Below are 26163 nucleotides of genomic sequence, written 5' to 3'. Positions count from 1 at the left end.
TTTCTAGTTTTAATGTGAAAGAAGTGATAGACAAAAAGTCTATCACTCAAAATAACAGCATGCAGATTAAGGATTAACAGATTCCCCGTCACCATTCTTTTCAATTTCAAGCATATTTTTGTCGTACATTTTAAAGAATGGTAAATAAATAAGGAACGATATTGCTATATTTATAAAAACTAATACAATCGCACGCCAATCTCCACCTGTTGCTAAATAAGCACCAATTGGAGCAGGTAATGTCCATGGCGGCATAATATGCGTTGGTGTTACAAATCCCATCGCTGTTGCAGCATAAGCTATAGTAGCTGTTACTAACGGTGTAATGACGAAAGGAATAATTAAAATTGGATTTAATACAATCGGCAAACCGAATATAACCGGTTCATTTATATTAAAAATCCCCGGAACAATACACGTTCTCGATAATGCTTTCGAATATTTTGATCGACCAAATACGATCATAGCTAACACAAGCCCTAACGTTGCGCCCGAACCACCAATCCAAATAAACCATTGATAAAACGGTTCTGGTGCAATAAACGGAAAATGACTCGCTCCACTTGCTACAGCTTCACCGTTCTTTCCTAAATACACATCCCAAAGCGGCCTTGCCACAGTACCTACAACTGATACTCCGTGTATCCCGAAAGACCAGAAAAACGTAATTAAAAATACAGGTATAATAACGCCAAAGTAACTATCACCAGCTTTTACTAACGGTGCGGCTAGTTTATCTACAACGTAATGTAAATCAACTTTAAAAACGACTGTAATAAGACTCATAATAATAATAACGAATGCTGCAGGTATAAGTGCTTCAAATGAACGTGATACTGACGGTGGTACTTGTTCTGGCATTTTTATCGTTACGTTATTCTTCTTACAAAATCTTAAAATCTCAACTGATAAAATAGAGACAATCATCGTCACAAATAATCCATGACCTCCGAGGTTTGTCATTGGAAGCATAAATCCTTTTTTATCAATTAACTCAGGCGTTAATGTTAAAAGTAGTGAACATACCGCAAGCTGTGCTCCTGATAAAGCATCTAATTTATAACTTTTCGCTAAATTATATCCTATTCCAAATGCTATATATAAGGACATAATAAACATAGTTAAACGATATGGTATTAATATACTTGTTTGATTCTTTAATGCCCAAACCGATATGAAACTATCTTTCGGCAGTGGTGGAAATGCTACTATTAAAAAGAAGCTTCCTACTATAATAAATGGTAACGCCGAAATAACTCCATCACGGATTGCTTGTAGATGCCTCTGCTCAGAAAGCCTTGCCATCGGGCCAGATAAGTTTTTATCAAGAAACGTGACAAACTTATTCATAACGCTTCCCCCTAACTGATTAATTCATTTACAGTTTTTAATAAAGTCGGGCCTCCAAGCGGCGTGTATGCTTGCGGTGGAATGATGCCACACGGAATAGATTCCTCCTCTGCAAATTTTTTTACAGAGTCAAATCGGTGTCTTATTTGAGGTGCCACCATTACGATATCCCAGCCATTCTTTACTTCTTCCTCTACCTCATTCGTTCCAATTGCATACACTTCCATGTTCAAACCATTTTTCTCCGCTTCTTTTTTTAAAGCGTTTACAACAATTGCACTGGACATTCCTCCAGAACAGACAAACAAAACCTTCATTTATTAATCCTCCTATACTTATAATTTATTACCCTTCAAATGAAAGGAAGTTTCACTTTACTAACAAGCATATGAAGTAGTAAATGAATTTAGTTATAATGAAAGTAAATTTCATTAAAAATATTTTTCCTATTAAATTAATGTTTCAATGTGTAATTTTCTCTATTGCAAGGCCAACCTCACCTCAGATATTATTTTAAATAATCATATGATAGGGAGGCGTATAAATGATCGTTAAACGTTTATTAATGATATGTTGTATCGTCATCTTGTTCATCCCTTTCTCTTTCATTTCCCCTCACTCTACTTATGCTGAAGTAAATACTACGTACAAAAAACATGAATTACGTGCTGTATGGATCGCATCAGTTCTGAATATTGATTGGCCCACAAAAACTGGCTTACCTATTGAAAAGCAGAAACAAGAATTTATAAGATTATTAGACGATGTAAAAAGCACTGGTATGAATGCAGTTGTTGTACAAATTAAACCAACAGCTGATGCTTTCTATCCCTCAAATTACGGCCCTTGGTCTGAATACATTACGGGTACACAAGGAAAAGACCCCGGATACGATCCACTTGCATTTATGATTGAAGAAGCACACAAAAGAAATATAGAATTCCACGCATGGATTAATCCATACCGAATAACGATGAATCACACTGATATAAATCGATTATCAAATAATCACCCTGCAAGGCAACACCCCAATTGGGTTGTACCTTATGGCGGAAAGTTATATTACAATCCCGGTATTCCAGAAGTGAAAAAATTTATAACAGAAGGTGCTTTAGAAATCGTACAAAATTACGATATTGATGCGCTGCATATGGATGATTATTTTTACCCATATAAAGTAGCCGGTGAAGAATTTCCAGATCAGAAAACATACGAAACATATAATAACGGTAAATTTACAAATATAGAAGATTGGCGACGTAACAATGTAAATGAACTTGTAAAAGATTTAAATACTGCTATAAAACAAGAAAAATCATACGTAAAGTTTGGCATTAGTCCGTTCGGTGTATGGCGAAATATAGCTGACGATCCGACTGGCTCTAACACAACCGCAGGCCAAAGAAACTATGATGACCTTTATGCTGACACACGTGAGTGGATACAAAAAGGATATATTGACTACATTACACCGCAAATATATTGGAATATAGGTTTCACCCCAGCTGCATATGACATATTAGTAGATTGGTGGGTTAAAGAAACAAATAACAAACCGATTCATCTATACATCGGTCAAGCGGCCTATAAAATTAATAATAACTCCGTCCCTGCTTGGTCTGATCCAGAAGAATATCCAAGACAAATTACATTAAACCGGCTATATCCTGAAATAAAAGGTAGTATGCATTTTAGCTTAAAAGATATTAATAACAATCCACTTGGAGTTAAAGATAGACTCTCAAAAGACATATATATACATCCTGCATTAATCCCGCCTATGCCTTGGATTGATCATGATCCACCAAAACAACCGACATTAAAAGGTGCCATTCCAAGAAATGAAGGTATTGCAATCGGTATCATTGATAATAGAGATAATGATTCTGCTTATTACGCTATTTACCGCGCGAATGGGCAAAATGAAGTGGATATACAAAATTCTAAAAATTTACTTACTACTGTAAGAAAAACAAAACTTGGAGAAATTTATGTAGATAAAACCGTTATTTCTGGAGAAATGTATACGTATGTCGTAACTGCAGTTGATCGATTGCATAATGAAAGTGTGGCTTCTAGTCATACTACCGTTAGAGCAAAATAAAATCTCATAACAAAAAGCGCCTTAAAGCTGTGATACTTAGCTTTTAAGGCGCTTTTTGTTATTTATTCTTAAACTTCTCAGTCGCTGCTCTCATCTTCACATTTAAATCATGATCAATTGAGTCGCGAATATCTCGCTCTACTACTTCCATTTCTTTTTTGAAATTTTCCAAGTAGATTTTCAATTCTTCTTCCTTCTCTGGTCTTTGTGAAGGTGGTAATTGTACTACCAACGATAACATGGCCGTTAAATCTTTCATTAAGAACGTTTCAAGTTTATGTTGTTGTTCAAACATGCGTTGCTCTTGATAGTACGGAAGTGCATTTAATACTGAAATTGTAATATCATCAACCGTTCTTTGTAATGAAGGATTTATTGAGCGTTTATACGCTTGAATTGTATTTAATGCGTCTGGATAACGGTCATAAAAATACAATTTATAAAATGATAAGTCTGTCGGTTTTACAGTTTGCTGCGTTTCTTGTCTTAAGAAATCTTTCACTTTCATCGCAGCCACATCGATATCTTCACTTGTAAGCTTTTTCGTAGTTTTTGCCATTACATGCACTTTTTTCTGCTTTTCTTTCGGTAACATCGAGAAGACTTGTTCTCTCGTACGTTGACCTGATGCACAGAATAGAGTATTTAGTATATTTTGTTCTTTCTTTCCTTCGGTGCGAATCCAGCGATAAAACAGTGGGTGTTGTGTAAATTCTTGTAGAAACGGTATTGATTTGTTTGATAACTTATCTAAAGAATCTTGCGCTTTTTTATATGGCTTCGTCCATGAAAAATACAGTTTCCGTCCGAAATATACGACTAAAACAACGACAGTAAATGCTATTAAAAGCAATGTACCGAGTAGTAATAGTACTGTTTGAATGAAACTCATTTGTTCACCTCCTCTAATAATCCGTTATTTCCTTGGACGCTGAATGAGTTTCTGCTTCATCTCATCATTAAATGTGTCTAGTTCAATAACAAACTTCTTACTTGACTCAATAATACGTTCTGACGATTTTTCAGATGCCTCAATTGCAGCGAACACATTTTGGAATGATTCGCGTAATTTATCCATGCTAATAGCAGGATTCTCAAGCAATTTCGTCGTTTCTTCTGTATTTTGTTTTAACGCTTGAGAATTACTTAACACCATCGATTCAATTGCTTCATTCGTCGCATTTACGGCATCAATTGTTTTACGTTGATTCGTTAATGCTAGCTGAATAGCAGCTGAAACTGTTACAACGTTTTGCGTCATCGTAATCGCATTACGTATTGCCTCTGTTAATTTTTCATTGTTTTTCTTAATGATGTCTACAGAAGCTATAGATTGTAATAATACACTTTTCGCTTGCTGCATATTACGTGTACGTACAAGTATCTTTTCTAATGCATCGTTAATTAACGGAATATCCCTTTGACGCTCTGGGTTTTGTTTTTCAGCTTCAAGCATGCCAGCAAGCTTTTTCCCTAAGTATACTTGTTTATCAAGAGCATGAATTTTATCGTGCGATTGTTCTTTTAACATTTCAAGACCAACTGTATCCTCTTGTAGGTTATCACGACCAATTAGGAGGGATCTAATAATTTCCTCGATTTGTTTATCTATAGATTGGTATTTATGCACGTATGTTTCAAGTGGATTTTTCTTGAATACTTTAAACATTATTTTCTTCATACCACTTGCTTTAAGTGAATTGGGATCAAGCTCTGATACCACTTTTCGTAATTCTAACAATGTATTTGGAATTTCTTCATTTTTCCCATTCATCATCGCTGTTACAGGGCGTTTTAAAGCTGATAACGTTTGTCCTGCTGCTTGTTGCTCTTTATCCCCTAAATCTCCTAGCTGAGACAATACTTTTGATAAATCTGTATTTTGCTCGCTATTTAACTTTTGTACATAAAGATCAGCTTCTTTATTTAGTTCCTCTAATTCTGCATCTTTTATAACTGTATCAACTACTACTTCTACATTATTATCTTTCACAATGGATACAGGTTCTTTTTTCTCGAGTTCAGTCAACAAAATCGCTCCTTTATTTATATGTGCGAATTCATATGCACTATATTTCATCAATTATATCGTATTTCATATACATTCTGCCTGCTTGAAATCGATTTTTTAGAAATGTCTGTTTATGCAGTCATTCCCTGTTTCTTACTATAAGTATACCTGTAATCAACATAATTTTCCTCAGACTTAAGACCTAGAGAACTACATGCTGAAGGCGGATTCTTCATATATTTCCTAAATAATTTACGTTCTTTCAATCGTGCTACACTCAATCTTTTGACATTCACCCTTTTTCAATGTGATAATTCTATTACGCTCACTTTTATTTATTTTTGCGAGCTACAAATGCTCCCTTTTGAAACGCTAATAACACCGTTTCAAACGTATCATCTTCTTCAATCATTTTTATAAACTCACCTAATTCATTCGCATGAGAAGTTGCATTATCAACAACAAGAAAACCTTTTGGTTGTAACATACGTTTTATATGCTCAAACCACCACATGTATTGCGTACGCTCTGAATCTAGGAAAATAAAATCAAATGAATGATTTAATTGCGAATCTAAAAATGCCCCGGCTTCTTGATTATGAATATCGATTCTTTGTAACAGGTTTGCCTTTTCAAAATTGACAAGTGCCTCTCCAACTCGTTCTGAAGAAAGCTCTACAGTCGTTACATTTCCATTCGTTTCTTCTACCGCATTAGCTAACCACAATGTAGAATAACCATTAGAAGTTCCAATTTCTAAGATGTTTTTTGCATTACACCCTTTTACTAAAATTGATAAAAATTGCCCCATCTCACGAGAAACATTCCGTAATTTTTCTTCCCTTGTTTTTTTATTTCGATCATGCTCTTCTCCATATTGTTCAAGTTGCAATAATAATGAATCTACTGTATCCATTCTTTTCATCGCCTTTCCAAGCAATATGATGAAAAAGCTCTTGCTGCCCGTCTACTTTTTATTATATGCGAAACAAAAACCTTTTTCCTGTTATATGACAAATATTTATAATTTTTTATAGCATATTGTTTCGTTTTTTGGTAAAGTTAATTTCTACGTGCAATTATTCCATTCATATTATTTCATATTAAAATTGCAGTTATTAAATTATATAAACCCCATTTAAATGAATCGGTATTTCAAATTCAATTAAGCGCCCTTTTCGGACGCATTTTCTTTGTTTATATATTTCCAGAAGAAAGGATGCTTACAAATGAACGTGATTAGCTTAGATGCTGCTCGAAAACGAAAGCAGCATAAAAAATTAATGATTACTATACCGATTATTACACGTATTTATGAAGAAGACGGGGAAATTAAATTTGAGGTAGCTGGCGAAAAAGATGTACCTCTTGAAATGTTAGAAAAATAATAAAAAACGCATTTCTGAAGAAATGCGCTTTTTTATATTTTTACATTTAAATGCATAAGTTTTTCAGGATTAACCATCATATAAATATTTGAAATTTTCTCATCCTCAAATGCAAACGAAAGAACATACGTTACTTTATTATTTATTGTAACTATAACTCCTGGTATACCATTTACCATTTTGAAATCAACAGTGTACTCTTCTGTCAATCGTTGTGCAATCCCAAAGAACAAACGTATAATTCGATCCGCAGAATAAATCGGATTAATCGCAGTCGTAACTTTACCACCACCATCAGCTTTGAGTATAGCATCTGTTTTTAATACTTCTAACATACCTTCCGCATCCCCACACTGTAATGATGATACAAACTTTTCAACATAAGAAGCCATTTTCTCCGTGCTTAATTTTGATTGCTTCGGTTTCTCCAAAATGCTTTTTCGTGCACGTTGAAAGATCTTCCTGCAGTTCACACTACTCTTATCAACAATTGAAGCTATTTCTTCGTATTCATAACTGAAAACCTCTCTTAATATGAAAACAATCCTTTCTACCTCAGATAGTTGTTGTAAAAGTAATAAATATGCGGTGGAAAGGGATTCTTTCATTATAAATGACTTTGATGGCTCATCACTCTCGTCTACAAGTGGCTCTGGTAACCACATCCCTACATACACGTTACGTTTATGCGCTGCCGATCGTAATTTATCAATTGAACGATTTGTCGCCATCTTACATAAATATGCTTTCATATTTTCTATAGATTGAGGATCTTCTATATTATTTAGCGAGATAAATACATCCTGAACGATATCCTCAGCATCCATAACACTCCCAAGGATTCTGTATGCTAACGAAAATAATAATGGTTGATACGCTTCATATAACTGCTCCGTTTCCATGATGAACTGCCTCACTTCCATATTGCTTTAAAATGTGTAACGCTGCTCGTTTCCCGCTTGCTACCGCAGCATCAGCTAATATTTCATCATGCCCTGCCCAATCTCCTGCAACATAAACACCTGGCATTTCAGGTATATTAGGACCCGGCTTTTCAACACGGTCAATATGAGGAAAATCATGTACTACTGTTATTTTCGGTAAATATTGCTGTGCAACAACTTCTCTTTTCCAATTTGGATGTAACAACTCCATCGTACTTTCCAACTGTTCTTTATCTTCATGAATATGATTCATCTCTCGCATAGGATTATGGTACTTAATTAGACTCACTGCAATTGATCCATCTTCACTTAATTTAGCTGCTCTCGATTGATTTGTGAAAAATATAGGTTGATCTAATCCTAATACAAATTGATGTGTAGGATTGGGTAATTGTCTCAAGCCAATATCTAATGCAGCAACAGTAACCGGTACCGATTGTTCATTCCATCTATGCAAACTTGTTCCTTCTGCACCTTTTATTATTTTACAAGCCTCTTTTGGCGGAGTCGTCACGATGACTGTATCTACTGCAAAAACCTCATCATCAACACAATGTATTCTTTGTTTATCTTCATAATGCTCTATTTCCAAAACATGCTTTTTAGCCAAAAATTTTACCCCGACATCATTCGCTAAATCTCTTAATTTTGTTATTATCGTCTCCCAACCACCATCTACATAAAGCACTCCTTCTTTTATAGAAAGCTGTATTTGCTTTAGTACAGATGATGCTAATTGTATTGTAGGAGCAAACGTATATGTTGTTGTCCGGCATAGCGCATAAAATATATTACGAACCATTGGATCTTTTATTTCATTTTCTGCCCATGTAGTTAGACTCATTTTCGGAACTTCTCCTACATCTAAATTTCCTAAACGAATCATAAGACGTGAGAATTGTACTTTTGCAGACCACGAAAGTAGTGGTGTTGATAAAATTGAGCGAAAATCTGTTGGGATGGTGAATATATCCCCTTTCCATATTCCATGTGCTTTTGTAGATGGTATTCCACCTGGAAGATTCAAACCGAGCTCATTAAAAGTTATAAACGCTGCCCCGCCTCTATATAAAGCATGTGCACCAAGATTCATGCAGATTCCATTTTTATTTATAGTCATCCCTCGGCCACCGAATTGACTGGATTTTTCTAATACAATCACTTTCTTTCCAGCTTTCGCTAAATATATAGATGCTGTTAATCCAGCAAGCCCACCGCCAACAATTGCTATATCAAATGTATTCATAATAAAATCCCTCCTTATCGTTCTACATACAAGACGAACGATTAAGGAGGGATGTGACATAAAAATAAATTTTTATTATCCTACTTTATTTCATTACTTTTTAATTCGGTCATATTGCATACGAAATAACTCAATTGCAAATGGAATATCCTCTTCACTCTTTATATAATAACTGATCCATCCTGATTCAGGTAATACGTGATGTGGTTTTACCAATCCCTGCTTCACTAATTCATCTCGCTTTAACTTCGGAAATGGTAAATCAGCTAATTTATCACCATGAAGATGGCCAAGTTCTTTCTTGCCATAATTTATTTCAATACCACCAAATCGATGCGTTTTTTCAGAAACACCCGCCCAGCTGAGTACTTCATTTCTAATCATTTCACTAAATGACATGAACATTCACTCCTTATAAATGATTGATGTAATTTTAAGTTAACATTTGCATTACTTTTTTCCATCAATCCAAAGTATGAATGGGAATACGAATATAGTTTAATCTTAATACTTTATTCTTTATGGAATAAGTGAATTTATTAAGTTATCGACAACAGCACAAAACAAAGACTAGACACATATCCTAATTTTGTAACCTAACTTACCTATAGAAAGGCGGGTAATACAATTGACTGCCAACATCGACTATACCTCCCCCTCAACTAATTTTACTTATGATGTAAATAAAAGTAATTTTTTTCAGAAAGATGCCCAAAATTATATAAATGTACTTGGCATTAAACAATTAAATACTTTAGAAAATACTTCTTTATTAGATATTTATTTAAGTACAGGAAATGTTGTAGAACCACATATTCATCAAAATGCAGCTGAACTTGTTTATTGTATTTCAGGGTCTGCTGTTGTTTCTTTACTTAATCCATTTACGAATCAAATATTAAACTTACCGATAAAACCGGGGCAAGTTGCCAACATTCCACAAGCGTGGTGGCATTATGAAATTGCTACAGCAGATAATACTCATTTATTAGCTATTTTCAATGCCCCAGCGCCAGAAGTTATTTTCGGTTCTGACATTTTAAGATTAACTCCGGCTCATATGATGGCCCATACTTACTGCCTCAATGAACAACAATGGAAACAAGCGATTTCTCCTATTCAATCAACTACTGTAATTGGTCCTCCGGCAAACTGCAATCAAAACCATGAAATGAAAAATTATCCAATCCACCCCCTTACTCAACAGCCTAATCCCTATCGCCAAGATTCTTATTACTTTCCTCTGTACTGGGGTTATTAATTTGTAAATTTTCAAAATAATCATCATTTATCTCCTAGGAAAATACCGAGGAGATTTTTTATTGTATCTTCTCTTCCTATTAATAATAGTAACAATTGATAGTATACATACATATAATATTTATATATTAAATTGGAGGTGATAGTACTATGAGTAATTATAACTATCGAAAAAACTACTCTTATAATAAAAATAGTAGCTCTTCAGCATCCTCTCAATCTTCCAATTCCCAATCGCAAAGAGACTTAACTCAGCAAGGCTATGTAAAGAAAAAAGGATGTAACTGTAATAAAAATAAATAGTTTATTTTATGGATGAATTCTTTTGTAAAAGAATTCATCTTTTTTTGCTGACCGGAATTTTTTTATGTTACATAACTTATTCCTTAAATAGGAAAGGATAAATTATACTTTTTATACGAACTTAACAAAGAGTGATTATTCAATTGATTTATTACCTATTCCCCCAAAAAATATAGTCCTTCCTAAATTTAGGAAGGACTATATACAAACCTCTGTTTAATTTCCTACTAAACGTTGTAACAAATTAAACGATATTAATACCTGCACTTACAAATCCAGCAACTGCAGCTATTGGACTTGCTGCTGTTAATGAAACATATAACAGTATTTTATCCCCAGCCGCTACTGGAATAGCTTCAGCTATGATTCCTGATGCTGTAGAACCAATCGCTATTGCGGCAAATGCTGGTGTTAATAATAGAGGTGCGCCTTGTACTGTAAACGTATTGCTTGCTGCAGGTGCAGTTAATATTTGTATTTGCACTTGAACAGGTGATAGTGGAGCTAATGCAGCTGTTGCACTAAAGAAACCTGCTAATGACGTAATAGTTCCTGCGCGCGGTGCTACAAATGCATAATCACCTATACCTAATGCTAATGTGATACTTGTTCCACCAGTTAAAGCTACACCAGGCTGACTAAATCCAAATCCAAGAAGAGTTCCTGTATTAGCTATTAACGCGTTAACTAACGCAGATGGAGTTGTACCTGAAGCAAATGGAATAATAGCTCCGCCACCAGTTGCACCTGTTGCTCCAGTTAAACCTGTTGCTCCTGTTAAGCCTGTTGCTCCTGTTGGGCCTGTTGCTCCTGTTGGACCTGTTGCTCCTGTTGCACCAGTTGCTCCTGTTGCACCAGTTGCTCCTGTTGCTCCGCCTCCTGGACCTGTTGGACCTGTTGGACCTGTTGGGCCGCCTCCTGGAGTTGCACCAATTAATTGAGTTAATAAGTTTAATAAAAGTTGTAAACTTGCCGGATCAATTTTTAAAGAAAAGAAAAATGGTGCAAGAGCACTGTAGAATTGTTGTAATAAAGAAAGTAATTGACTTAGATTTGGGTTAGGAGACTGTAGTAAATTAATAATACTTTGAATTAATTGTTTTAAGAAATTCCCTTCTGGGGAAGGTGCTAATTCATTTAGTAAGTTCAATAGTTGAGTAAACAAATTGAGTAAAGCTAATCTGTTTGCATCACTTGGATTTGCAAAAAACGCTGCAACAGCCGCTATTAAAGAGTTTAGTAAAGTAATTAATCTACCTAATTGCTCACTAGTAATTGGAACTGTCTGTGGATTGTTACAGCAATCTGGAGTGAAAACAATCGGATTATTGCAGTGGTTATGACCGAAACAATTATTGCTTGTCATTTATGTCCTCCTTACTTGTTTTATATTTGAGTTTTTCCTATTATAAGGATCATAAAGTTGTAAAAGAGTATGTGTTATATATTGACTTAAAATAGGAAACATGAAATATAATTAAACTTGCAAACGCTATTTAATTATGTTCATGACTCACATATTAATTATATGTTTTTAATAATTGACTGCTTAGATTAAATACCTAAACTTAAGAGTTTATTTTATTTTTCCACGTTTATCTCTTAGGTTCAAATACACATATTAATTTGAATATACTCAACAATTAACGGTGCCATTTTTTACATATAAATTCACATTATTTCTTTACTAAAATTGTGGTCTCTTTTTAAACATGAAGCCGTTTGTATCATAGAGAACTCTCATATAATATATTGAAAAATTCATTCTATATTTTATTCCAATACACAATGAAAAGGATTGAAAGTAAATTTCCTATCATTCAACCATTTATAACATCTAGAAATTGAATGTACCTTCACTTAATTTTAACTATTTAAATATGAAACAAAAAGGACAGATTCCTTTTCATTAAGGATCTGTCCTTTTAATTAATAATGATAAATTGTAATATAATTGAAGATCCTTGCGATGGTGGTTGCGTATCCAATAAAGTTAATTTACCAGTACTCACTTCATATAATGGTTGTGGCTGCAGTATTCCGTTAACAAACAAATTAATATAAGAAACTTCACTAGGAGACAAAATATTTGTTGTACCATATTGAGGTATCCCGTCAGTATCTGTATATATAAGTTTCTCTCCATCTGCAAAAGTGTAATATAACAAATTGGTTGTTGTTATAGGGCCAATACCCCCAGTAGGACCTGTTGCTCCAGTTACTCCCGTTGGTCCTGTTATTCCAGTTGGTCCCGTTATTCCGGTTGGTCCGGTTGCTCCGGTCGGTCCCGTTATTCCGATTGGTCCCGTTTCTCCGGTTAGCCCGGTTACTCCGGTCAGTCCCGTTACTCCCGTTGAACCTGTTATTCCGGTCGGTCCCGTTTCTCCGGTTGCTCCCGTTATTCCGATTGGTCCCGTTTCTCCGGTTGCTCCCGTTATTCCGGTCGATCCCGTTTCTCCGGTTGCTCCCGTTATTCCGGTCGATCCCGTTTCTCCGGTTGCTCCCGTTATTCCGGTCGATCCCGTTATTCCGGTCGGTCCCGTTATTCCGGTCGGTCCCGTTTCTCCGGTTGCTCCCGTTATTCCGGTCGGACCTGTTTCTCCTGTTGGAATATAAATTGGTGGAAGAATCGGAAATGTAGGTCCAATATTTTCTGGCCCTATCATCCCCTTATTCAATGATAAATTGTCATTGCGTTTCAATTTAATACCTCATTCCACATGTTTTTTAATTCATACACATCATTATGATCCTATTATTCAAGAATGACTTTATAACTATTCTCTTTTTCTTCCCAAAGAATTATTACATATATTAAACATTTTACCGTTGCTATAACCGCTTTAATTAATATAATAAATAAATCATTCTATTTAAAAAGTACTAAATCTATAACATTCTTATTTAAAAAGATGAGGTGATTTATATTCAAGATAATAATGAAATTAGAAAAAAAGAAATAATGTCAATGGCCCTTGACATTATTTTCCCTTACAGGCTTACTGGGCCTACCGGAAATACTGGGCCTACCGGAAGTACTGGACCTACCGGAAGTACTGGGCCTACCGGAAGTACTGGTTTAATCGTTACAACAAACTCTATGTTCGCTAATAATACATTAGGTGGTCCCATCTCTGTGATATTAGGTGGCACTAATATTCCTCTTTCTAATAACCAAAGCCTCGGTAATTTTACAGTTAACGCCTCAAACGATATATTTACAATTCCTGTAACTGGAAGATATCATTTAACCTATCAAGTTAATACGACAACCTCTCTACTTGCTGGAACAAGACTACTATTAAACGCTTCTACGCCAATTCCTGGCTCTATTTTTTCTCCCGCGTTATCAACTTCAAATTATAGTAATAATTTAATTACTAATTTAAATGCTGGTAATACAATTTCACTACAATTATTTGGTATATTATCCGTCGTGAATTTAGTTGGAGGCGGATCAACAGGTGCCTCTCTTACAATTATACGAATTGATTAAAAAATGATTCATTCTTTTTATAATAAAAAATCTAAATACTCACTTAGTAAATGTTACTATAGTGATTAAGTAATAAAAACAAATTATACTATATCCATAGTAGAAAACATCTATACTAAATTTTCCGTATATATATTATCAATTTACACTTCCCCCAAGTCGATGTTACATTAAAGATGAAGATTGTTTCTCCTTTACAGACCATCTCAATATGTATTTGAGAAACATCTCCAATCCTATACGCGAGAGCAATACTATATTGACACTCAATTGAGTGTCTTTTTTTATTCAAAAAAATAAAACCATCTCTTATAGATGGTTTTAACAATACACATTTACTTTTACTCTTTATATTATTGCCAGCTTATAAAGCTGGATAATAAATAGTCATACTTAACCGAGTTAATGTTCTTCCTGAATTAGTATAAGTATGCGGTCTATCCGCCTTAAAGCGAATTGAGTCTCCATTATTTAACGTATATTGACAATCATTTATATCAATTTTCAATTCCCCTTCAAATACCGTTATAAATTCCTCAGTACCCTCTTTATGTGCTTCTGAACTTAAATTCCCTTCTGTTTCAATTTCAACCGTATAGATTTCGAAGTTTCTATCATCTTGGAAAGGAAATGAGGGATACACTTTATATCTCCCATTGTCTTCAGACAATGCTTGAACATCATTTCGTAAAATCACTTTCGTATCAGGCTGTGGATTATTAATTAAAGAGGTAAAGGATACTTTCAAACCATTAGCAATTTTCCATATTGTTGTTAGTGTCGGGCTTGAATCTCCTCTTTCAATTTGTCCAATCATCGTTTTACTTACACCTGTTAATTGAGAGACCTTTTCTAAACTTAATTTTTCTTTTTCACGTATTGATTTTAAATTTTTTGCCAGAATAAGTTGAATTTCTTCCATAAAAAACACTCCTACATTGTATACAATATAACGTCCGTTATGTATAATAAAAAGCACACGTTATATTGTTCTTTTTGATCATTATAACATACAAAATAATTAGGGGGTTTTAAAATGCCAATATTTTCTTTTTTGTTATTTGTTTTTATAAGCAGCTTCACACCTGGCCCTAACAATTTCTTAGCTATGACATACGCAAATCAACACGGATTAAAGAGAAGTATAAACTTTTGCTTTGGAGTAGCATTCGGTTTTTTCATCCTCACTTCTTTATGTAGTTTCTTTAATATTGTATTAATTAATATTGTACCTATAATTGAATTGCCTTTAAAGATTTTAGGTGTCGCGTATATGCTATATTTAGCCTTTAAAATAATCACTAGTAAAGGCAGTGCAGAACCCGATGAAAAAAATAATAAAAACTTATTTACAGTGGGTATTTTTCTTCAATTTGTTAATCCAAAAGGAATATTATTTGGACTCACCGTAGTCTCTACTTTTATACTCCCTTACTACAACTCATATTCAATTTTTCTACTTTTCTCATTATTCCTAGGTATAGTTGGTTTACTGAGTACATTTAGTTGGAGCCTTTTTGGTTCCATGTTCCAAAAAATTTTATTAAAACATAATCAATTATTTAACATCATTATGGCTGTTTTATTGATTTTCAGTGCTATTTCAATTGTTATTCACTAGCTATTAACTCATTCTGGATGCTTTTTATCCTCTTTTCTGTATACATCACATCAATATTATAATAATCTTAAAATGTTTTTATTAATAATCTATTTCGTAGTTTCACAATTTATGGATTGGGACTACGAAGTAAACTAGAATGTTTCTCACTAGATAATATTAATTTTGTTGTGTGCCGCTAGCTTAATAAAGTTCTTCAACATTATTCGCTTTAGTATTATACGATTGTAGGCAAAATGAAAACAATAAGTCTACAACATAGGTATTTTAAAATCTTTTTATAATTATAGAGAAAAAATACCGTATAATATAAATTACTGCTCTTTAGGAGGATCACAATGGCTGATAAGTATAAATTTTTAATTCTCATTGTTACCGCATTTTTTTCATTCTTTTCTTTAATAAAAGATTTCCGCAACACTTCAAAAAGTTTCTTTTGGGGTAGTTTTTTAATTCTTACAAGCTTCATGATACTATTAATACATGCTCTAGATTTAACTCAAATACTTATTTATCCAAAGCAAATTGCGCTTGAATTTATAACAATACCACGTAAATTATTTTTGCCATCTGTCACTGAGGCCGCCAGTTTCCCTACAACACTAAGATAATAATTTGATTAAGAGCTCTTTTTTAACCTAAACATACCATATACAAAATCCAACCTTAATCACTTAATTACTGATAAGAACCTAACTTATAAAACGCATAATAATTATACTCATTTACTAGTATACAAGCCGTATCTCTTAGTAGAAGCACAGCATAGAATACGATACAGGACAAAACCTTCAAAAAACTTGTCTGAGTTAATTCTCAAAAAGGGGTGAATATAAATGCCTATCGTTAAACCTTTTATAGCTGGAAGACGATTTGTAAGTACAGCAGCAACAGGAACTGCTGCTGGAGCAGATTTAACTTTTGCTAACACAGACTTCACTGATGACACTGGCGCTGTAACAACATTCCCTGCTTCTTATGCCTTTTTAACACTTTATATTAATGGTGTTATTCAAACAGGTGATACTATTACTGGTGTGACTACTACAGCTGCTACTATTGTAGGAGGAGCAGTCCTAGATGGAGGCACTCCTATTGCAATTGAATTTACTATAACGTAACTTGATTTATCTTTTTAGAGGTTTCATTAAAAGAAACCTCTAATTTTAAAAATTCACATCAATTTTAGTAGCAACTACATATAGTACAGTGCATATACTAGATAGAATGATAGGAACTTATACTCACTCACAAAAAGAGCACTTATCTATAGTGACCTTTTATATGGCACAATAATTCTTCTCCTATTTGCTCTTAGAGAACCTACTAAGCAGTTAGCTAATTTAGCTAACTGCTTTTTCCATATATTATTTATAGCTTTATCCGTAATAGTAACGCTTGTGCACTATCTACTATAAATTTTCATATATTGTATTATGATTGTCCAAAACGTGAAGTTAATACTCACGCAATCTAAATACAAGAAAGGAGTGAAAATATGCGCTCATCAATTCGTAAATTCGCTAATTTTAATTGTGAAGCACAAGCACCTAGTACACTACCTGCCCTAGGTTTTGCCTTCAATGCTACTTCACCTCAATTTGCAACATTATTTACACCACTACTATTACCTAGTACAGGCCCAAATCCTAACATTACTGTCCCTGTAATCAATGATACAATTAGTACTGGAACTGGTATTAAAATTCAGATAGCTGGTATTTATCAAATTAGCTATACATTAACAATTAGCCTTGATAACGTTCCGGTAGCCCCGGAAGCAGCGCGCTTTTTCTTGACATTAAATTCATCGACTAATGTTATTGCAGGATCCGGAACCGCAGTCCGTTCTAATATTATCGGAACTGGTGAAGTCGATGTATCAAGTGGTGTCATTCTAATTAACTTAAACCCTGGTGATGTAATTCAAATTGTCCCCGTTGAAGTAATAGGTACAGTAGATATTCGTTCTGCAGCGTTAACAGTTGCGCAAATTCGTTAATAAAGTGAAACTTTAATCAGCCCTCACCTAACTTCTTTGCTTCCACTGAATTTTGAGGTGGGGGCCTTACTGCCCGGCAAATAGCGGGATAAAAACAAAAGACTTGGCTAACTAACATTTAATGTTCCTTATACACACTAAAATATATTTTTATAGATTTGACACACATTTATATTAAACAAGCATATTTTATTGTATGTTGACTATATAGTCATACAAATCTAAAGCGTTCATAAAAGCACACTTATATGTGTGCTTTATTTTTAATTAAAACCTACAACATTCTCAAACAATATCCATATATTATCTTGATTTCTCTCTAAATATATAGTTTGTCTCAGAGCGCTATACTGCGCTCTTTTTATTTAAATCCCAATTTTTAAAGTTCGATTTTATGATTTACGTTATACACATGGTCCGCTACTTTTGAAACAAGGTATACATCTAGAACACTTCAGTCATAAAGATATGTTCATAACATTAAATCGCTATTCACATGTTTTGCCTGGAATGCAGGAGGATGCTGTTAAAATATGTAGTGAAAGACCATTAGAATAATAATATTTTCAAATATAAAAAAATGCGGTTTCTCCTCTCAAGAGAAACCGCAACATATCAATGCTTTTACTATATTTTAAACTGACTCGTATACAAATCAAAATAGAATCCTTTATCTTCCATGAGAGATTCATGATTCCCTCTTTCTAAAATATTTCCATCTTTTATAACAAGGATTTGATCTGCCTTTTCAATTGTTTTAAGTCGATGAGCGATCACAAAACTTGTGCGACCTCTCATTAAATTATTTAGTCCTGCTTGTATTTGTAATTCTGTTCTTGTGTCAATATTAGATGTCGCTTCGTCGAGAATTAATATATCTGCATCTGCTAAAATTGCTCGTGCAATCGCAAGAAGTTGTTTTTGTCCTTGACTTAAATTCGATCCTTCTGAAGCAATTTCTGTTTCATATTGATTTGGAAAATGCTTAATAAAAGAATGTGCAGATGCTGCCTTAGCTGCAGTGATGACTTCTTCATCACTAGCATCTAAGCGTCCATAACGGATATTATCCATAATCGAGCCTGCAAATAAATACGTATCCTGTAAAACTACTCCTATTTTACTTCGTAAAGAATTAATATCATAATCTTTTATATCTTTTCCATCAATATGAATTTGTCCTTGCTGTATATCGTAAAAACGAGTTAACAAATTAATGATTGTTGTTTTCCCTGATCCAGTCGGACCAACTAAAGCAATTGTCTCTCCTGGCTGCGCTTTAAGACTTACTTCTTTTAAAATCGTTTTATTTTCTGCGTAGCCAAATGAAACATTCTCAAGTACAACATGCCCTTGTAAATTTTGTACAACAAATGCGTCTTTTTTATTTTGAATTTCTGGTACCTCATCCATAATCTCAAAAACACGTTCTCCACCAGCAACTGCTGCTTGAATTGTATTCATTAAAGTCGCAAATTGACTTAACGGTCTTGAGAATTGACGAGAATAATTAATAAAAGCCGCAATAACACCTACTGTTGTCATTCCGTTTAAGACCATAACTGATCCAGTCCCAATGACAAGCCCCATACCTAAGTTATTAATAAAGTTCATACTTGGAAAAATAAAAGCTGAAAATGTATCAGCCTTCGTAGCTGAAACTCTTAGCTGTTCATTAATTTTATTGAAATTTTGTACAGTTTCTTTTTCTTTTCCGTACAACGTTGTAACATCCGCACCTGTAATTGCTTCCTCAATAAATCCATTTAATTCACCTAAATCTTTTTGACGCTTCGCAAAGTTTTTACCACTATATGCAACTAGTTTTTTTGTAACGTAAAACATAATAGGTACTGTAATTAAAGTTACAATTGCTAAAATCCAATTTAAGGCGAACATCGCAATCGTTACACCTATAAAAGTTAACGCTGATGAAATAATTTGTACAACACTTTGTGTCAAAGCTTGGTTCAAATTATCTATATCATTTGTCACACGGCTCATTAAATCACCTTGAGAACGTACATCAAAGAACCGTAAAGAAAGCGTTTGGATTTTCTCAAAAATATCTTGTCGTATTTTTTGAATTGTTTTTAATGCAACGTTAATCATGACAAACGTTTGTAACCATGTTAAAAGTACCGTTACACCATAAATCGCGATAAGTAACATACACATTCTTGCTGTACCACTTAAATCTTTCGGTACAATATATTGATCTATAATGACTCCCATAAAATATGGACCTAATAATCCAAGTAATGTAGTAACAACTACTAGAAATATAACAAACATAAGAGCAGCTTTTTGATAGCCCATATAATTCCATATCCGCATTACAGTTCCTTGAGCATTTTTAGCTTTTCCCATCTTTGGCGTGTTTCTTCTACCTTTATTAGCAAATTGTCCTTGAAAATTACGCATGTTCTTCCCCACCTTCTTTATACAAATTACCACCTTGGGAAAGATAAATTTCCTGATAAACCTCACTTTGTTCTAACAATTGTTCATGTGTACCATTACCAACTAATTCACCATTATCTAATACAAGTATTTTATCCGCATCCATTATGGAAGAAATTTTGGACGCAATTAATAAAGTCGTTGTGCCTTTATATTTTGTTTTTAAAGCTGTTTGAATAGTAGCCTCTGATTTCGCATCAACTGCTGATGTAGAATCATCTAATATTAGAATCGGTGGTTTTCTCACAAGTGCTCTTGCAATTGATACACGTTGTTTTTGTCCACCTGATAGATTTGTTGCACCTTGTGTTAAATTATATTGATAAGATTCTTCCAGCTTATTGATAAACTCAGTCGCACAAGCTGATGCAGTTGCTACTTCCAGCTCATCGTGTGTTGCATCTTCTTTACCATAACGTAAATTCTCTTCTATACTACCTGAGAACAACAACGCCTTCTGAGGTACAAAGCCTATTGAAGCACGGAGTTTTTGCAAATCATATGTTTTAACATCTATTCCATCTATACATATTTCACCTTGATCCACATCATATAGACGTGGTAACAGTTTCGCTAAGGTTGATTTACCACTTCCAGTCGATCCAATAATCCCTACTTTTTCACCTTTTTGTATGCTAAACGAAATATCTTTTAAAACATATTCATTATTTTTCGTATAGCTATAACTAACATTTTTAAATTCTATATTCCCCTCGATTTTCTCAGGTTCAATCGCATTCGCTTCGCTTATAATATCAACTTCAGTATTTAACACTTGCTTTACACGATCCGCAGATGGAAAAGCTCGCGCAATTTGAATAAATACCATGCTAATCGACATAAGTGACATTAAAATGATATTCAAGTAATTAATAAATGCCAAAATCGCTCCTACTTGAAGTGTTCCACTGAATACTTTTTCTCCACCAATCCATAATGTTGCAACAATCCCGCCACTTACAACTAGCATAATGATTGGCATCATTAAAGAAATAAGTTGCACGGCTCGAATATTTATCTTCGTTAAATTTGTATTTACATTTCCAAATTGAGCGATTTCATATTTTTGTCTTACATACGCTTTTATAACACGCACACCAGATAAATTTTCTTGTAACTTTGTATTCACTTTATCTAATGCCTCTTGCACCTTTTTAAATGTACCACTTGCTTTACTTGCAATTAAAATAATTGCAAGTAATAAAATTGGAACAACTACAAGTAATATTGGAAATAACTCTCGCGCTGTTACAAAAACAATAATTATACTTCCGATAAATAACAGTGGGCCACGAACGAGAACACGTAATGTCATCGTCATTGCCGATTGAATAGAAGTGATATCATTCGTCACAATCGTTAATAATTTACCTGTTCCAAATGAATCACGATTATTACTAGAAAATGTTTCTATTTTCGCAAACACATCTTTTCTTATGTCTGTAGCGAAATTAACAGCTGCTTTTGTAGAATACATCATACACCCAAGCCCTCCAACTAAACCGAGTGCTGCTGCCCCTATCATAAGAAGCCCCATTTTTATTACATAATTTAAATCCCGATTTGCAATCCCAACATCAATGATATGTTGCATAATAGTCGGTTGAATTAAGTCCATCGCAACCTCAAGTACCATAAATAGCGGTCCAATAATAGCGAAGAACATGTATGGTTTTAAATACTGTAATAACTTACGAAATGATTTCATACATAATCTCCTTTTTCCATGAAATTACCACTGAATAATTCATATCCCTCCTTATTTAAGCGATATATTTTGTAATTTCTTCATTACTTCTATTATATTATGTAAATTAATATTTAACATTATTAAATGATAAGCATTAATGACTTTCTGGTCAATAAATGTGCTTTATATTATGTAAATACAAAAACCGCATTCTTACTGAAAAGAATACGGTTTTTCATCTATATTTCTTCAATTGTAAAATTTAAAAACTCAGTCTCAAATCCCTTATTTTTAGAAGGACTACACGTGTAAAAACCTATTTTAATAGGCTCATTCCCTATATCCTCCATTAAATGAGTGATTCTTATTTGTTCCCATTGATGGCTCTTTTTCACATATATTGTATAATCACCACGTTTTCGAATAATTCGAAAACGAATTTGTTGCTTAGCTTCTTCAGTTGGATAATCTTGCGTTGACCAGTCAGAATATCCATTATTCGTTACGACAGCACCTAAGTGAGATGGCCCTTCAGGGATATATTCTAAAGATGTTTTTAGCCAACAGTTCTCCGAAATCATAACAAAAAGACCTGCTTGATCGAATTTTGAATTTGGATTCATACGTAACTGAACTTCAGCTTGAAAGTCTGTCATCATCTCATTATAAAATACATGACCATTCATTACTTCAAAACCATAATGTGTTTTAAGCCAAAAATCAGTTTCTGCTTTCGAACGGACAATAAACGCATGATTGTCATTAATCTTATAGTATTCAGGTACATTCATTATAGTGAGTTGCTCAATACGTTCTGGTATATACGATATATAAAGCATTTATATAGACATTTAAAACTCCGCTAATACTGGGAATTTATAACCTTTAAAATCTAACTCTTTATCACTTCGAACCATTAAATACTTACTAGACTGTAATTCTGTAAACTGTACATCCTCAATCCCTAATTGATCTGGAGAAAAATAAAATTCGATTTCCGTAAACCTTTCATTGATTTCTCCACATATTTCATCTAAAACCGGAAGTACTGGCGCAAATACTCCAAATAATTTCAACTTTTCATTGTCTACTTCATAAACGATTAAAGCATCTAGTTTCTCTGAATAATACAATTTCTCATTCCATTCCGAGTCATACATATTCAAATAAAATGAAGGACGGAAATTTAAAGTTGAAAAATTATTTGAAAGTCTTTGGCCACTATCAATAGTTTCATGTATTAACTGTCTATTCTCTACATTATAGTAATCTAATTTTTTAAGTAGTGAATCGTTATTATTGTTTTTATCGTATGGTATAGTCATCAAATATTCCTGCACAACTTTAAATCCAAACGCTGTATATAGTTCAGGGTTTTCCGTAAACAATAATGTACATTCACATTTCTTATCGATTTCTTCTATCATTTTACCCATTAATTGTTTCATTAGCCCTTGTCTACGGAAATTAGGATGTGTCATTACTGATTGAATACCCGCCGCATTTATTTTTTCTCCATTAATTAATAATGGGAGTGAAAATGCCGCAACATTTGCAATCACTTTATCTTCTTGTAAAAATGATAAAGCTTTATATGTATCATCCCAATACCCTTTATCCGAAAAATCATTCAATGTTTGAGTTGTAATTTCAAACACTTCTTCAAATAAAGGAAATAACTGCTCTCTTTTCGGTTCTTCTATTAGAAGACTTGCCATTTTTTCAACATTCCCCATGTTGTACCTCCAAATGTTAAATTCCATTAAATTAGATATACTTATATGACCTACTCTTAAAAATAGAGGTCTTACCAATCAATATACTATCATAAAACATAAAAAAAAAGTCTAATTAATTTTATGTTTTGACTATTTGAAAATAAGTCGAATAAAACAATATTAAGATTTTTGGATATTAATTAGTTTATTATATAAAAATAGCGCTTTCTAATTAGCTTTTACTAATAGAAATACACTATTTATAATAAAATATTTTTAGTCTTTTATCCCTTCAAGTCTTTCCTTCGTATTAATTTCTTCTCCACTTATACGCTTTTCAAAAGACTTTCTCCAACTACTTGAAAGTGCATTTACTTCTAATATCCTTTTTATCCCTTCAATATTTTGTTTTTCCTTGTGCATGATACGGTTAGCAAACGCTACTGAAACACCTTTTGGATCAGACTGTAGTCTTTTTAATGTATCGACTGATGATACCCATCCTTCTTTTAATACGCGAAAATAGAATCCTGTATATCCTGTTTCTTGAAAATATAGTGGTAACTTTGGAATATTATATTTTTTTGCTAATTTAAAACAAGGTTGCCTTGGTTGTGTTACCTGTACGATTGCCTGTCCTAGCTCAAACGTATCACCAATACAAACATCCTCTTCGCGCATACCACTAACTGTTATATTTTCTCCAAAAGCCCCATATACAAGATCTTGATTCAATTCTTGTTCCCAGTATGGATAGTGATCACCAGTATAAACACAAACTGCTTTATCTACTCCTCCATGATGAACTAAGTCCGCCTGTCCATCTCCATTAAACTTTACAAAGGATAAATATACCGGTTCCTTTACTTGTTTCTTATTTATGCCTGTATGAATTACTTTTCCGCCGTATGTAACCTCTTTTGGTAATCCTATATTTAAAGATAATAATCGATATTCATTAGCCATTCTATTTCCTCCTTTAAAGGTGTTACATGTATTTTCTCTCGATTAATTTTTACAACCCTCTCTGCTATATAAAGATGATTATAAAACCTCTAAAATCATTGTTCAATTCAATTATTTATATAATAATGATAGGTATAACCTATTATTATACTTGAGGTGATTTCAATCGAATTACGACAACTTGAATACTTTTTAGCTGTTTCAAAAGAATTACATTTCACAAAAGCAGCTGAGAAATTAAATATTTCACAGCCTTCACTAAGTCAACAAATACGTGCATTAGAGCATGAAGTAGGAATGCCACTTTTCGATCGAATTGGTAAAAAAATATCTTTAACTGAAGCAGGGAAGATTTTATTATCACATTGTAAAACCATTTTTCATGAAGTCGAACAAGCTCGTTCAGCCCTTCAAGACCTAAACGGATTACAGCAAGGTTCCTTAACAATAGGGGCTTTGTTAACCGTCGTAAATTATTTACTACCACCAGCTATTTTAAATTTCAATAATTTATATCCCAATATAGAGCTTTCTGTATTAGGGCTTCGTACAGGAGATATTCGTGAAAAATTATTACAAAACGAACTAGATATCGGCATTACATTTCTCCCGGTGCAAGATAAAGAAATTATCTCCATCCCTCTATACAAAAGCGACCTTACATTGGTCGTGCCAACTGGTCATCGATTAGCTAAACGTAATCATGTATCTATTACTGAACTACAGAACTACCCTTTAATTCTTTTACCTAAAAATTTCTTTTTAACCGAACTAATTACATCTCATTGTCAAAAATTCAACTTTAGACCAAGACCAATTTTAGAAATTAGTACGATGGAATCTTTAATCCAAATGGTTTCTAAAGGAATGGGAATTACAGTGTTACCACAACCATATATAGACTTTTTACAAAATAAAAACATTCAAGCTATTAAAATAGAAAACCCTACTCCAATAATTGAAATAGGGCTTATTTATAGAAAAGATAAATATATGTGTGCTGCCACTCGAGAATTTATTGAGCAACTACAAATCACAGTACGTTCTTTCCAAAACTAAACAAAAGAGATTGTCCTATGAAATCGTTTCACAACGATCTAGTAGAATAATCTCTTTTCAAAAAAGTAAACATTGCATGTAAACTCTTATAAATTTTAATGTACCTTTTTAGATATTGGAATATATTTTGTAAAATATGCACCAACTAGCAATAATACAATTGAAAATAACCAAGTAAAAACACCGCCAAAATGAAACCAATATGCAAACATATTTAATATTGCGAGTGAAAAGAAACAAATAGAAGTTAGCGCACTTTTCAATCCTTTTATCTCGGATTTTTTTCTCTTTTGATAAGCAATATACATCGCAATAACAAGAAAAAAGATAAGAACAAATGGTAACATAACTTTTAGCATTGGTAATCCCTCCAGTGTATATGCACTCTTTATATTACCATCTTATCCCATTTATCTTTTAGGCATCAATTTATTCTTATCTTCCCTCCAAAAGTCAGTATAAGTTTTATTTTTAAAGTTCACATTCACCTCAGAAAAAGGCATACTTCCTCCAACTTTCAATGAGTAAAAACCGGGAAATCA

Annotated in this window: 26 protein-coding genes and 1 pseudogene; 9 read left to right on the top strand and 18 right to left on the bottom strand. The window is 33.4% G+C overall.

All coding sequences use genetic code 11. From position 1 onward, the window contains the following. Positions 1-66: 66 nt before the first annotated feature. Together NZ044_RS12010 and NZ044_RS12005 are read right to left on the bottom strand one after the other, a co-directional pair. Positions 67-1350, bottom strand: a complete 1284-nt coding sequence (locus NZ044_RS12010) for a PTS sugar transporter subunit IIC (RefSeq protein ID WP_001032289.1) — start codon at positions 1348-1350, stop codon at positions 67-69. 11 nt (positions 1351-1361) lie between these two features. Then, positions 1362-1667, bottom strand: a complete 306-nt coding sequence (locus tag NZ044_RS12005; RefSeq protein ID WP_098505526.1) for a PTS sugar transporter subunit IIB — start codon at positions 1665-1667, stop codon at positions 1362-1364. Between the two features lie 227 nt (positions 1668-1894). Here NZ044_RS12005 and NZ044_RS12000 point away from each other — a divergent pair, with 227 nt between their 5' ends. Further along, entirely contained in the window at positions 1895-3454 is a 1560-nt protein-coding gene (locus NZ044_RS12000) for a glycoside hydrolase family 10 protein (protein ID WP_086391122.1), read from the top strand. A 58-nt stretch (positions 3455-3512) separates the two neighbouring features. On the opposite strand, the gene NZ044_RS11995 is transcribed toward NZ044_RS12000, so the two are convergent. From NZ044_RS11995 to NZ044_RS11985, 3 genes are all read right to left on the bottom strand, one after another. Next, on the bottom strand, positions 3513-4346 hold the full coding sequence (locus NZ044_RS11995) for a DUF3974 domain-containing protein (protein ID WP_000008362.1): 834 nt from the start codon (positions 4344-4346) through the stop codon (positions 3513-3515). Positions 4347-4370: 24 nt separating this feature from the next. Continuing rightward, positions 4371-5483, bottom strand: coding sequence for a toxic anion resistance protein (locus NZ044_RS11990; RefSeq protein ID WP_000137396.1), 1113 nt, complete (start codon positions 5481-5483; stop codon positions 4371-4373). 313 nt (positions 5484-5796) lie between these two features. Next, on the bottom strand, positions 5797-6390 hold the full coding sequence (locus NZ044_RS11985) for an O-methyltransferase (protein ID WP_086391156.1): 594 nt from the start codon (positions 6388-6390) through the stop codon (positions 5797-5799). A 304-nt stretch (positions 6391-6694) separates the two neighbouring features. Here NZ044_RS11985 and NZ044_RS11980 point away from each other — a divergent pair, with 304 nt between their 5' ends. Continuing rightward, complete coding sequence (locus tag NZ044_RS11980; protein WP_001100984.1) at positions 6695-6853, top strand: hypothetical protein; 159 nt, start codon at positions 6695-6697, stop codon at positions 6851-6853. A 32-nt stretch (positions 6854-6885) separates the two neighbouring features. Here NZ044_RS11980 and NZ044_RS11975 read toward each other — a convergent pair whose 3' ends face one another. From NZ044_RS11975 to NZ044_RS11965, 3 genes are all read right to left on the bottom strand, one after another. Continuing rightward, positions 6886-7755, bottom strand: a complete 870-nt coding sequence (locus NZ044_RS11975; RefSeq protein ID WP_000447145.1) for a sigma-70 family RNA polymerase sigma factor — start codon at positions 7753-7755, stop codon at positions 6886-6888. Next, complete coding sequence (locus NZ044_RS11970; RefSeq protein ID WP_098505524.1) at positions 7733-9043, bottom strand: phytoene desaturase family protein; 1311 nt, start codon at positions 9041-9043, stop codon at positions 7733-7735. Before NZ044_RS11970 ends, NZ044_RS11975 begins: the two co-directional genes overlap by 23 nt. Positions 9044-9136: 93 nt before the next feature. Beyond that, the gene (locus NZ044_RS11965) at positions 9137-9442 is read right to left on the bottom strand and encodes a luciferase domain-containing protein (RefSeq protein WP_000010327.1); all 306 of its coding nucleotides are present in this window, start codon (positions 9440-9442) and stop codon (positions 9137-9139) included. A 229-nt stretch (positions 9443-9671) separates the two neighbouring features. Here NZ044_RS11965 and NZ044_RS11960 point away from each other — a divergent pair, with 229 nt between their 5' ends. Then, complete coding sequence (locus NZ044_RS11960) at positions 9672-10304, top strand: cupin domain-containing protein (RefSeq protein WP_098505523.1); 633 nt, start codon at positions 9672-9674, stop codon at positions 10302-10304. Between the two features lie 546 nt (positions 10305-10850). Here NZ044_RS11960 and NZ044_RS11955 read toward each other — a convergent pair. Then, positions 10851-11972 (bottom strand): exosporium glycoprotein BclB-related protein, encoded by a 1122-nt coding sequence (locus NZ044_RS11955; RefSeq protein WP_340949758.1) that lies wholly within the window; start codon positions 11970-11972, stop codon positions 10851-10853. Positions 11973-12531: 559 nt separating this feature from the next. Next, positions 12532-13308 (bottom strand): DUF4183 domain-containing protein, encoded by a 777-nt coding sequence (locus tag NZ044_RS11950; protein WP_229145237.1) that lies wholly within the window; start codon positions 13306-13308, stop codon positions 12532-12534. 215 nt (positions 13309-13523) lie between these two features. Between NZ044_RS11950 and NZ044_RS11945 the strand changes: the two genes are divergently transcribed. Continuing rightward, entirely contained in the window at positions 13524-14102 is a 579-nt protein-coding gene (locus NZ044_RS11945) for a BclA C-terminal domain-containing protein (RefSeq protein ID WP_002162809.1), read from the top strand. A 364-nt stretch (positions 14103-14466) separates the two neighbouring features. Here the strand turns inward: NZ044_RS11945 and NZ044_RS11940 are convergent, their stop codons facing one another. After that, the gene (locus NZ044_RS11940; RefSeq protein WP_000391292.1) at positions 14467-15024 is read right to left on the bottom strand and encodes a helix-turn-helix domain-containing protein; all 558 of its coding nucleotides are present in this window, start codon (positions 15022-15024) and stop codon (positions 14467-14469) included. Between the two features lie 114 nt (positions 15025-15138). Here NZ044_RS11940 and NZ044_RS11935 point away from each other — a divergent pair, with 114 nt between their 5' ends. From NZ044_RS11935 to exsF, 4 genes are all read left to right on the top strand, one after another. Beyond that, positions 15139-15723: a LysE family translocator gene (locus NZ044_RS11935; protein WP_001121279.1), complete on the top strand. Its 585-nt coding sequence runs from the start codon at positions 15139-15141 to the stop codon at positions 15721-15723. A 338-nt stretch (positions 15724-16061) separates the two neighbouring features. Beyond that, on the top strand, positions 16062-16334 hold the full coding sequence (locus tag NZ044_RS11930; RefSeq protein ID WP_000774122.1) for a hypothetical protein: 273 nt from the start codon (positions 16062-16064) through the stop codon (positions 16332-16334). A gap of 225 nt (positions 16335-16559) precedes the next feature. After that, positions 16560-16844, top strand: a complete 285-nt coding sequence (locus tag NZ044_RS11925; protein ID WP_001123247.1) for a DUF4183 domain-containing protein — start codon at positions 16560-16562, stop codon at positions 16842-16844. A 377-nt stretch (positions 16845-17221) separates the two neighbouring features. Then, positions 17222-17725, top strand: coding sequence for an exosporium protein ExsF (gene exsF, locus NZ044_RS11920; protein WP_001257874.1), 504 nt, complete (start codon positions 17222-17224; stop codon positions 17723-17725). Positions 17726-18352: 627 nt separating this feature from the next. Here exsF and NZ044_RS11915 read toward each other — a convergent pair. From NZ044_RS11915 to NZ044_RS11895, 5 genes are all read right to left on the bottom strand, one after another. Next, complete coding sequence (locus NZ044_RS11915; protein ID WP_001243569.1) at positions 18353-20149, bottom strand: ABC transporter ATP-binding protein; 1797 nt, start codon at positions 20147-20149, stop codon at positions 18353-18355. Continuing rightward, positions 20142-21896, bottom strand: coding sequence for an ABC transporter ATP-binding protein (locus NZ044_RS11910; RefSeq protein WP_000834778.1), 1755 nt, complete (start codon positions 21894-21896; stop codon positions 20142-20144). Before NZ044_RS11910 ends, NZ044_RS11915 begins: the two co-directional genes overlap by 8 nt. A 221-nt stretch (positions 21897-22117) precedes the next feature. Beyond that, positions 22118-22717, bottom strand: coding sequence for a DUF1349 domain-containing protein (locus NZ044_RS11905; RefSeq protein ID WP_000965798.1), 600 nt, complete (start codon positions 22715-22717; stop codon positions 22118-22120). Positions 22718-22729: 12 nt separating this feature from the next. Beyond that, complete coding sequence (locus tag NZ044_RS11900; RefSeq protein ID WP_000528683.1) at positions 22730-23614, bottom strand: GNAT family N-acetyltransferase; 885 nt, start codon at positions 23612-23614, stop codon at positions 22730-22732. A 258-nt stretch (positions 23615-23872) separates the two neighbouring features. After that, on the bottom strand, positions 23873-24562 hold the full coding sequence (locus tag NZ044_RS11895; RefSeq protein ID WP_001263005.1) for an MOSC domain-containing protein: 690 nt from the start codon (positions 24560-24562) through the stop codon (positions 23873-23875). A 156-nt stretch (positions 24563-24718) separates the two neighbouring features. On the opposite strand from NZ044_RS11895, the gene NZ044_RS11890 reads away from it, so the two are divergent. Next, positions 24719-25621, top strand: a complete 903-nt coding sequence (locus tag NZ044_RS11890; protein ID WP_000623400.1) for a LysR family transcriptional regulator — start codon at positions 24719-24721, stop codon at positions 25619-25621. A 95-nt stretch (positions 25622-25716) separates the two neighbouring features. On the opposite strand, the gene NZ044_RS11885 is transcribed toward NZ044_RS11890, so the two are convergent. Continuing rightward, a complete protein-coding gene (locus NZ044_RS11885) occupies positions 25717-25980 on the bottom strand; it encodes a hypothetical protein (protein WP_000921855.1) in 264 nt (87 codons plus the stop codon). Between the two features lie 51 nt (positions 25981-26031). Continuing rightward, positions 26032-26151, bottom strand: a pseudogene (locus NZ044_RS11880) (C45 family autoproteolytic acyltransferase/hydolase); the annotation flags it as partial. Positions 26152-26163 lie beyond the last annotated feature (12 nt).

The sequence above is a fragment of the Bacillus sp. FSL K6-1338 genome (assembly GCF_038006965.1).
Lineage (GTDB): Bacteria > Bacillota > Bacilli > Bacillales > Bacillaceae_G > Bacillus_A > Bacillus_A thuringiensis_S.
Note: the sequence above shows the minus strand (reverse complement) of the source record. Positions and strands in the feature narration are given on the sequence as shown.

Bases quoted from the DNA above. Each gene is read 5' to 3' on its own strand.
- NZ044_RS12010 (WP_001032289.1), bottom strand. From the start codon at position 1,350: ATGAATAAGTTTGTCACGTTTCTTGATAAAAACTTATCTGGCCCGATG.
- NZ044_RS12005 (WP_098505526.1), bottom strand. From the start codon at position 1,667: ATGAAGGTTTTGTTTGTCTGTTCTGGAGGAATGTCCAGTGCAATTGTT.
- NZ044_RS12000 (WP_086391122.1), top strand. From the start codon at position 1,895: ATGATCGTTAAACGTTTATTAATGATATGTTGTATCGTCATCTTGTTC.
- NZ044_RS11995 (WP_000008362.1), bottom strand. From the start codon at position 4,346: ATGAGTTTCATTCAAACAGTACTATTACTACTCGGTACATTGCTTTTA.
- NZ044_RS11985 (WP_086391156.1), bottom strand. From the start codon at position 6,390: ATGAAAAGAATGGATACAGTAGATTCATTATTATTGCAACTTGAACAA.
- NZ044_RS11980 (WP_001100984.1), top strand. From the start codon at position 6,695: ATGAACGTGATTAGCTTAGATGCTGCTCGAAAACGAAAGCAGCATAAA.
- NZ044_RS11975 (WP_000447145.1), bottom strand. From the start codon at position 7,755: ATGGAAACGGAGCAGTTATATGAAGCGTATCAACCATTATTATTTTCG.
- NZ044_RS11970 (WP_098505524.1), bottom strand. From the start codon at position 9,043: ATGAATACATTTGATATAGCAATTGTTGGCGGTGGGCTTGCTGGATTA.
- NZ044_RS11965 (WP_000010327.1), bottom strand. From the start codon at position 9,442: ATGTCATTTAGTGAAATGATTAGAAATGAAGTACTCAGCTGGGCGGGT.
- NZ044_RS11955 (WP_340949758.1), bottom strand. From the start codon at position 11,972: ATGACAAGCAATAATTGTTTCGGTCATAACCACTGCAATAATCCGATT.
- NZ044_RS11940 (WP_000391292.1), bottom strand. From the start codon at position 15,024: ATGGAAGAAATTCAACTTATTCTGGCAAAAAATTTAAAATCAATACGT.
- NZ044_RS11935 (WP_001121279.1), top strand. From the start codon at position 15,139: ATGCCAATATTTTCTTTTTTGTTATTTGTTTTTATAAGCAGCTTCACA.
- NZ044_RS11930 (WP_000774122.1), top strand. From the start codon at position 16,062: ATGGCTGATAAGTATAAATTTTTAATTCTCATTGTTACCGCATTTTTT.
- NZ044_RS11925 (WP_001123247.1), top strand. From the start codon at position 16,560: ATGCCTATCGTTAAACCTTTTATAGCTGGAAGACGATTTGTAAGTACA.
- exsF (WP_001257874.1), top strand. From the start codon at position 17,222: ATGCGCTCATCAATTCGTAAATTCGCTAATTTTAATTGTGAAGCACAA.
- NZ044_RS11915 (WP_001243569.1), bottom strand. From the start codon at position 20,149: ATGCGTAATTTTCAAGGACAATTTGCTAATAAAGGTAGAAGAAACACG.
- NZ044_RS11910 (WP_000834778.1), bottom strand. From the start codon at position 21,896: ATGAAATCATTTCGTAAGTTATTACAGTATTTAAAACCATACATGTTC.
- NZ044_RS11905 (WP_000965798.1), bottom strand. From the start codon at position 22,717: ATGCTTTATATATCGTATATACCAGAACGTATTGAGCAACTCACTATA.
- NZ044_RS11900 (WP_000528683.1), bottom strand. From the start codon at position 23,614: ATGGGGAATGTTGAAAAAATGGCAAGTCTTCTAATAGAAGAACCGAAA.
- NZ044_RS11895 (WP_001263005.1), bottom strand. From the start codon at position 24,562: ATGGCTAATGAATATCGATTATTATCTTTAAATATAGGATTACCAAAA.
- NZ044_RS11885 (WP_000921855.1), bottom strand. From the start codon at position 25,980: ATGCTAAAAGTTATGTTACCATTTGTTCTTATCTTTTTTCTTGTTATT.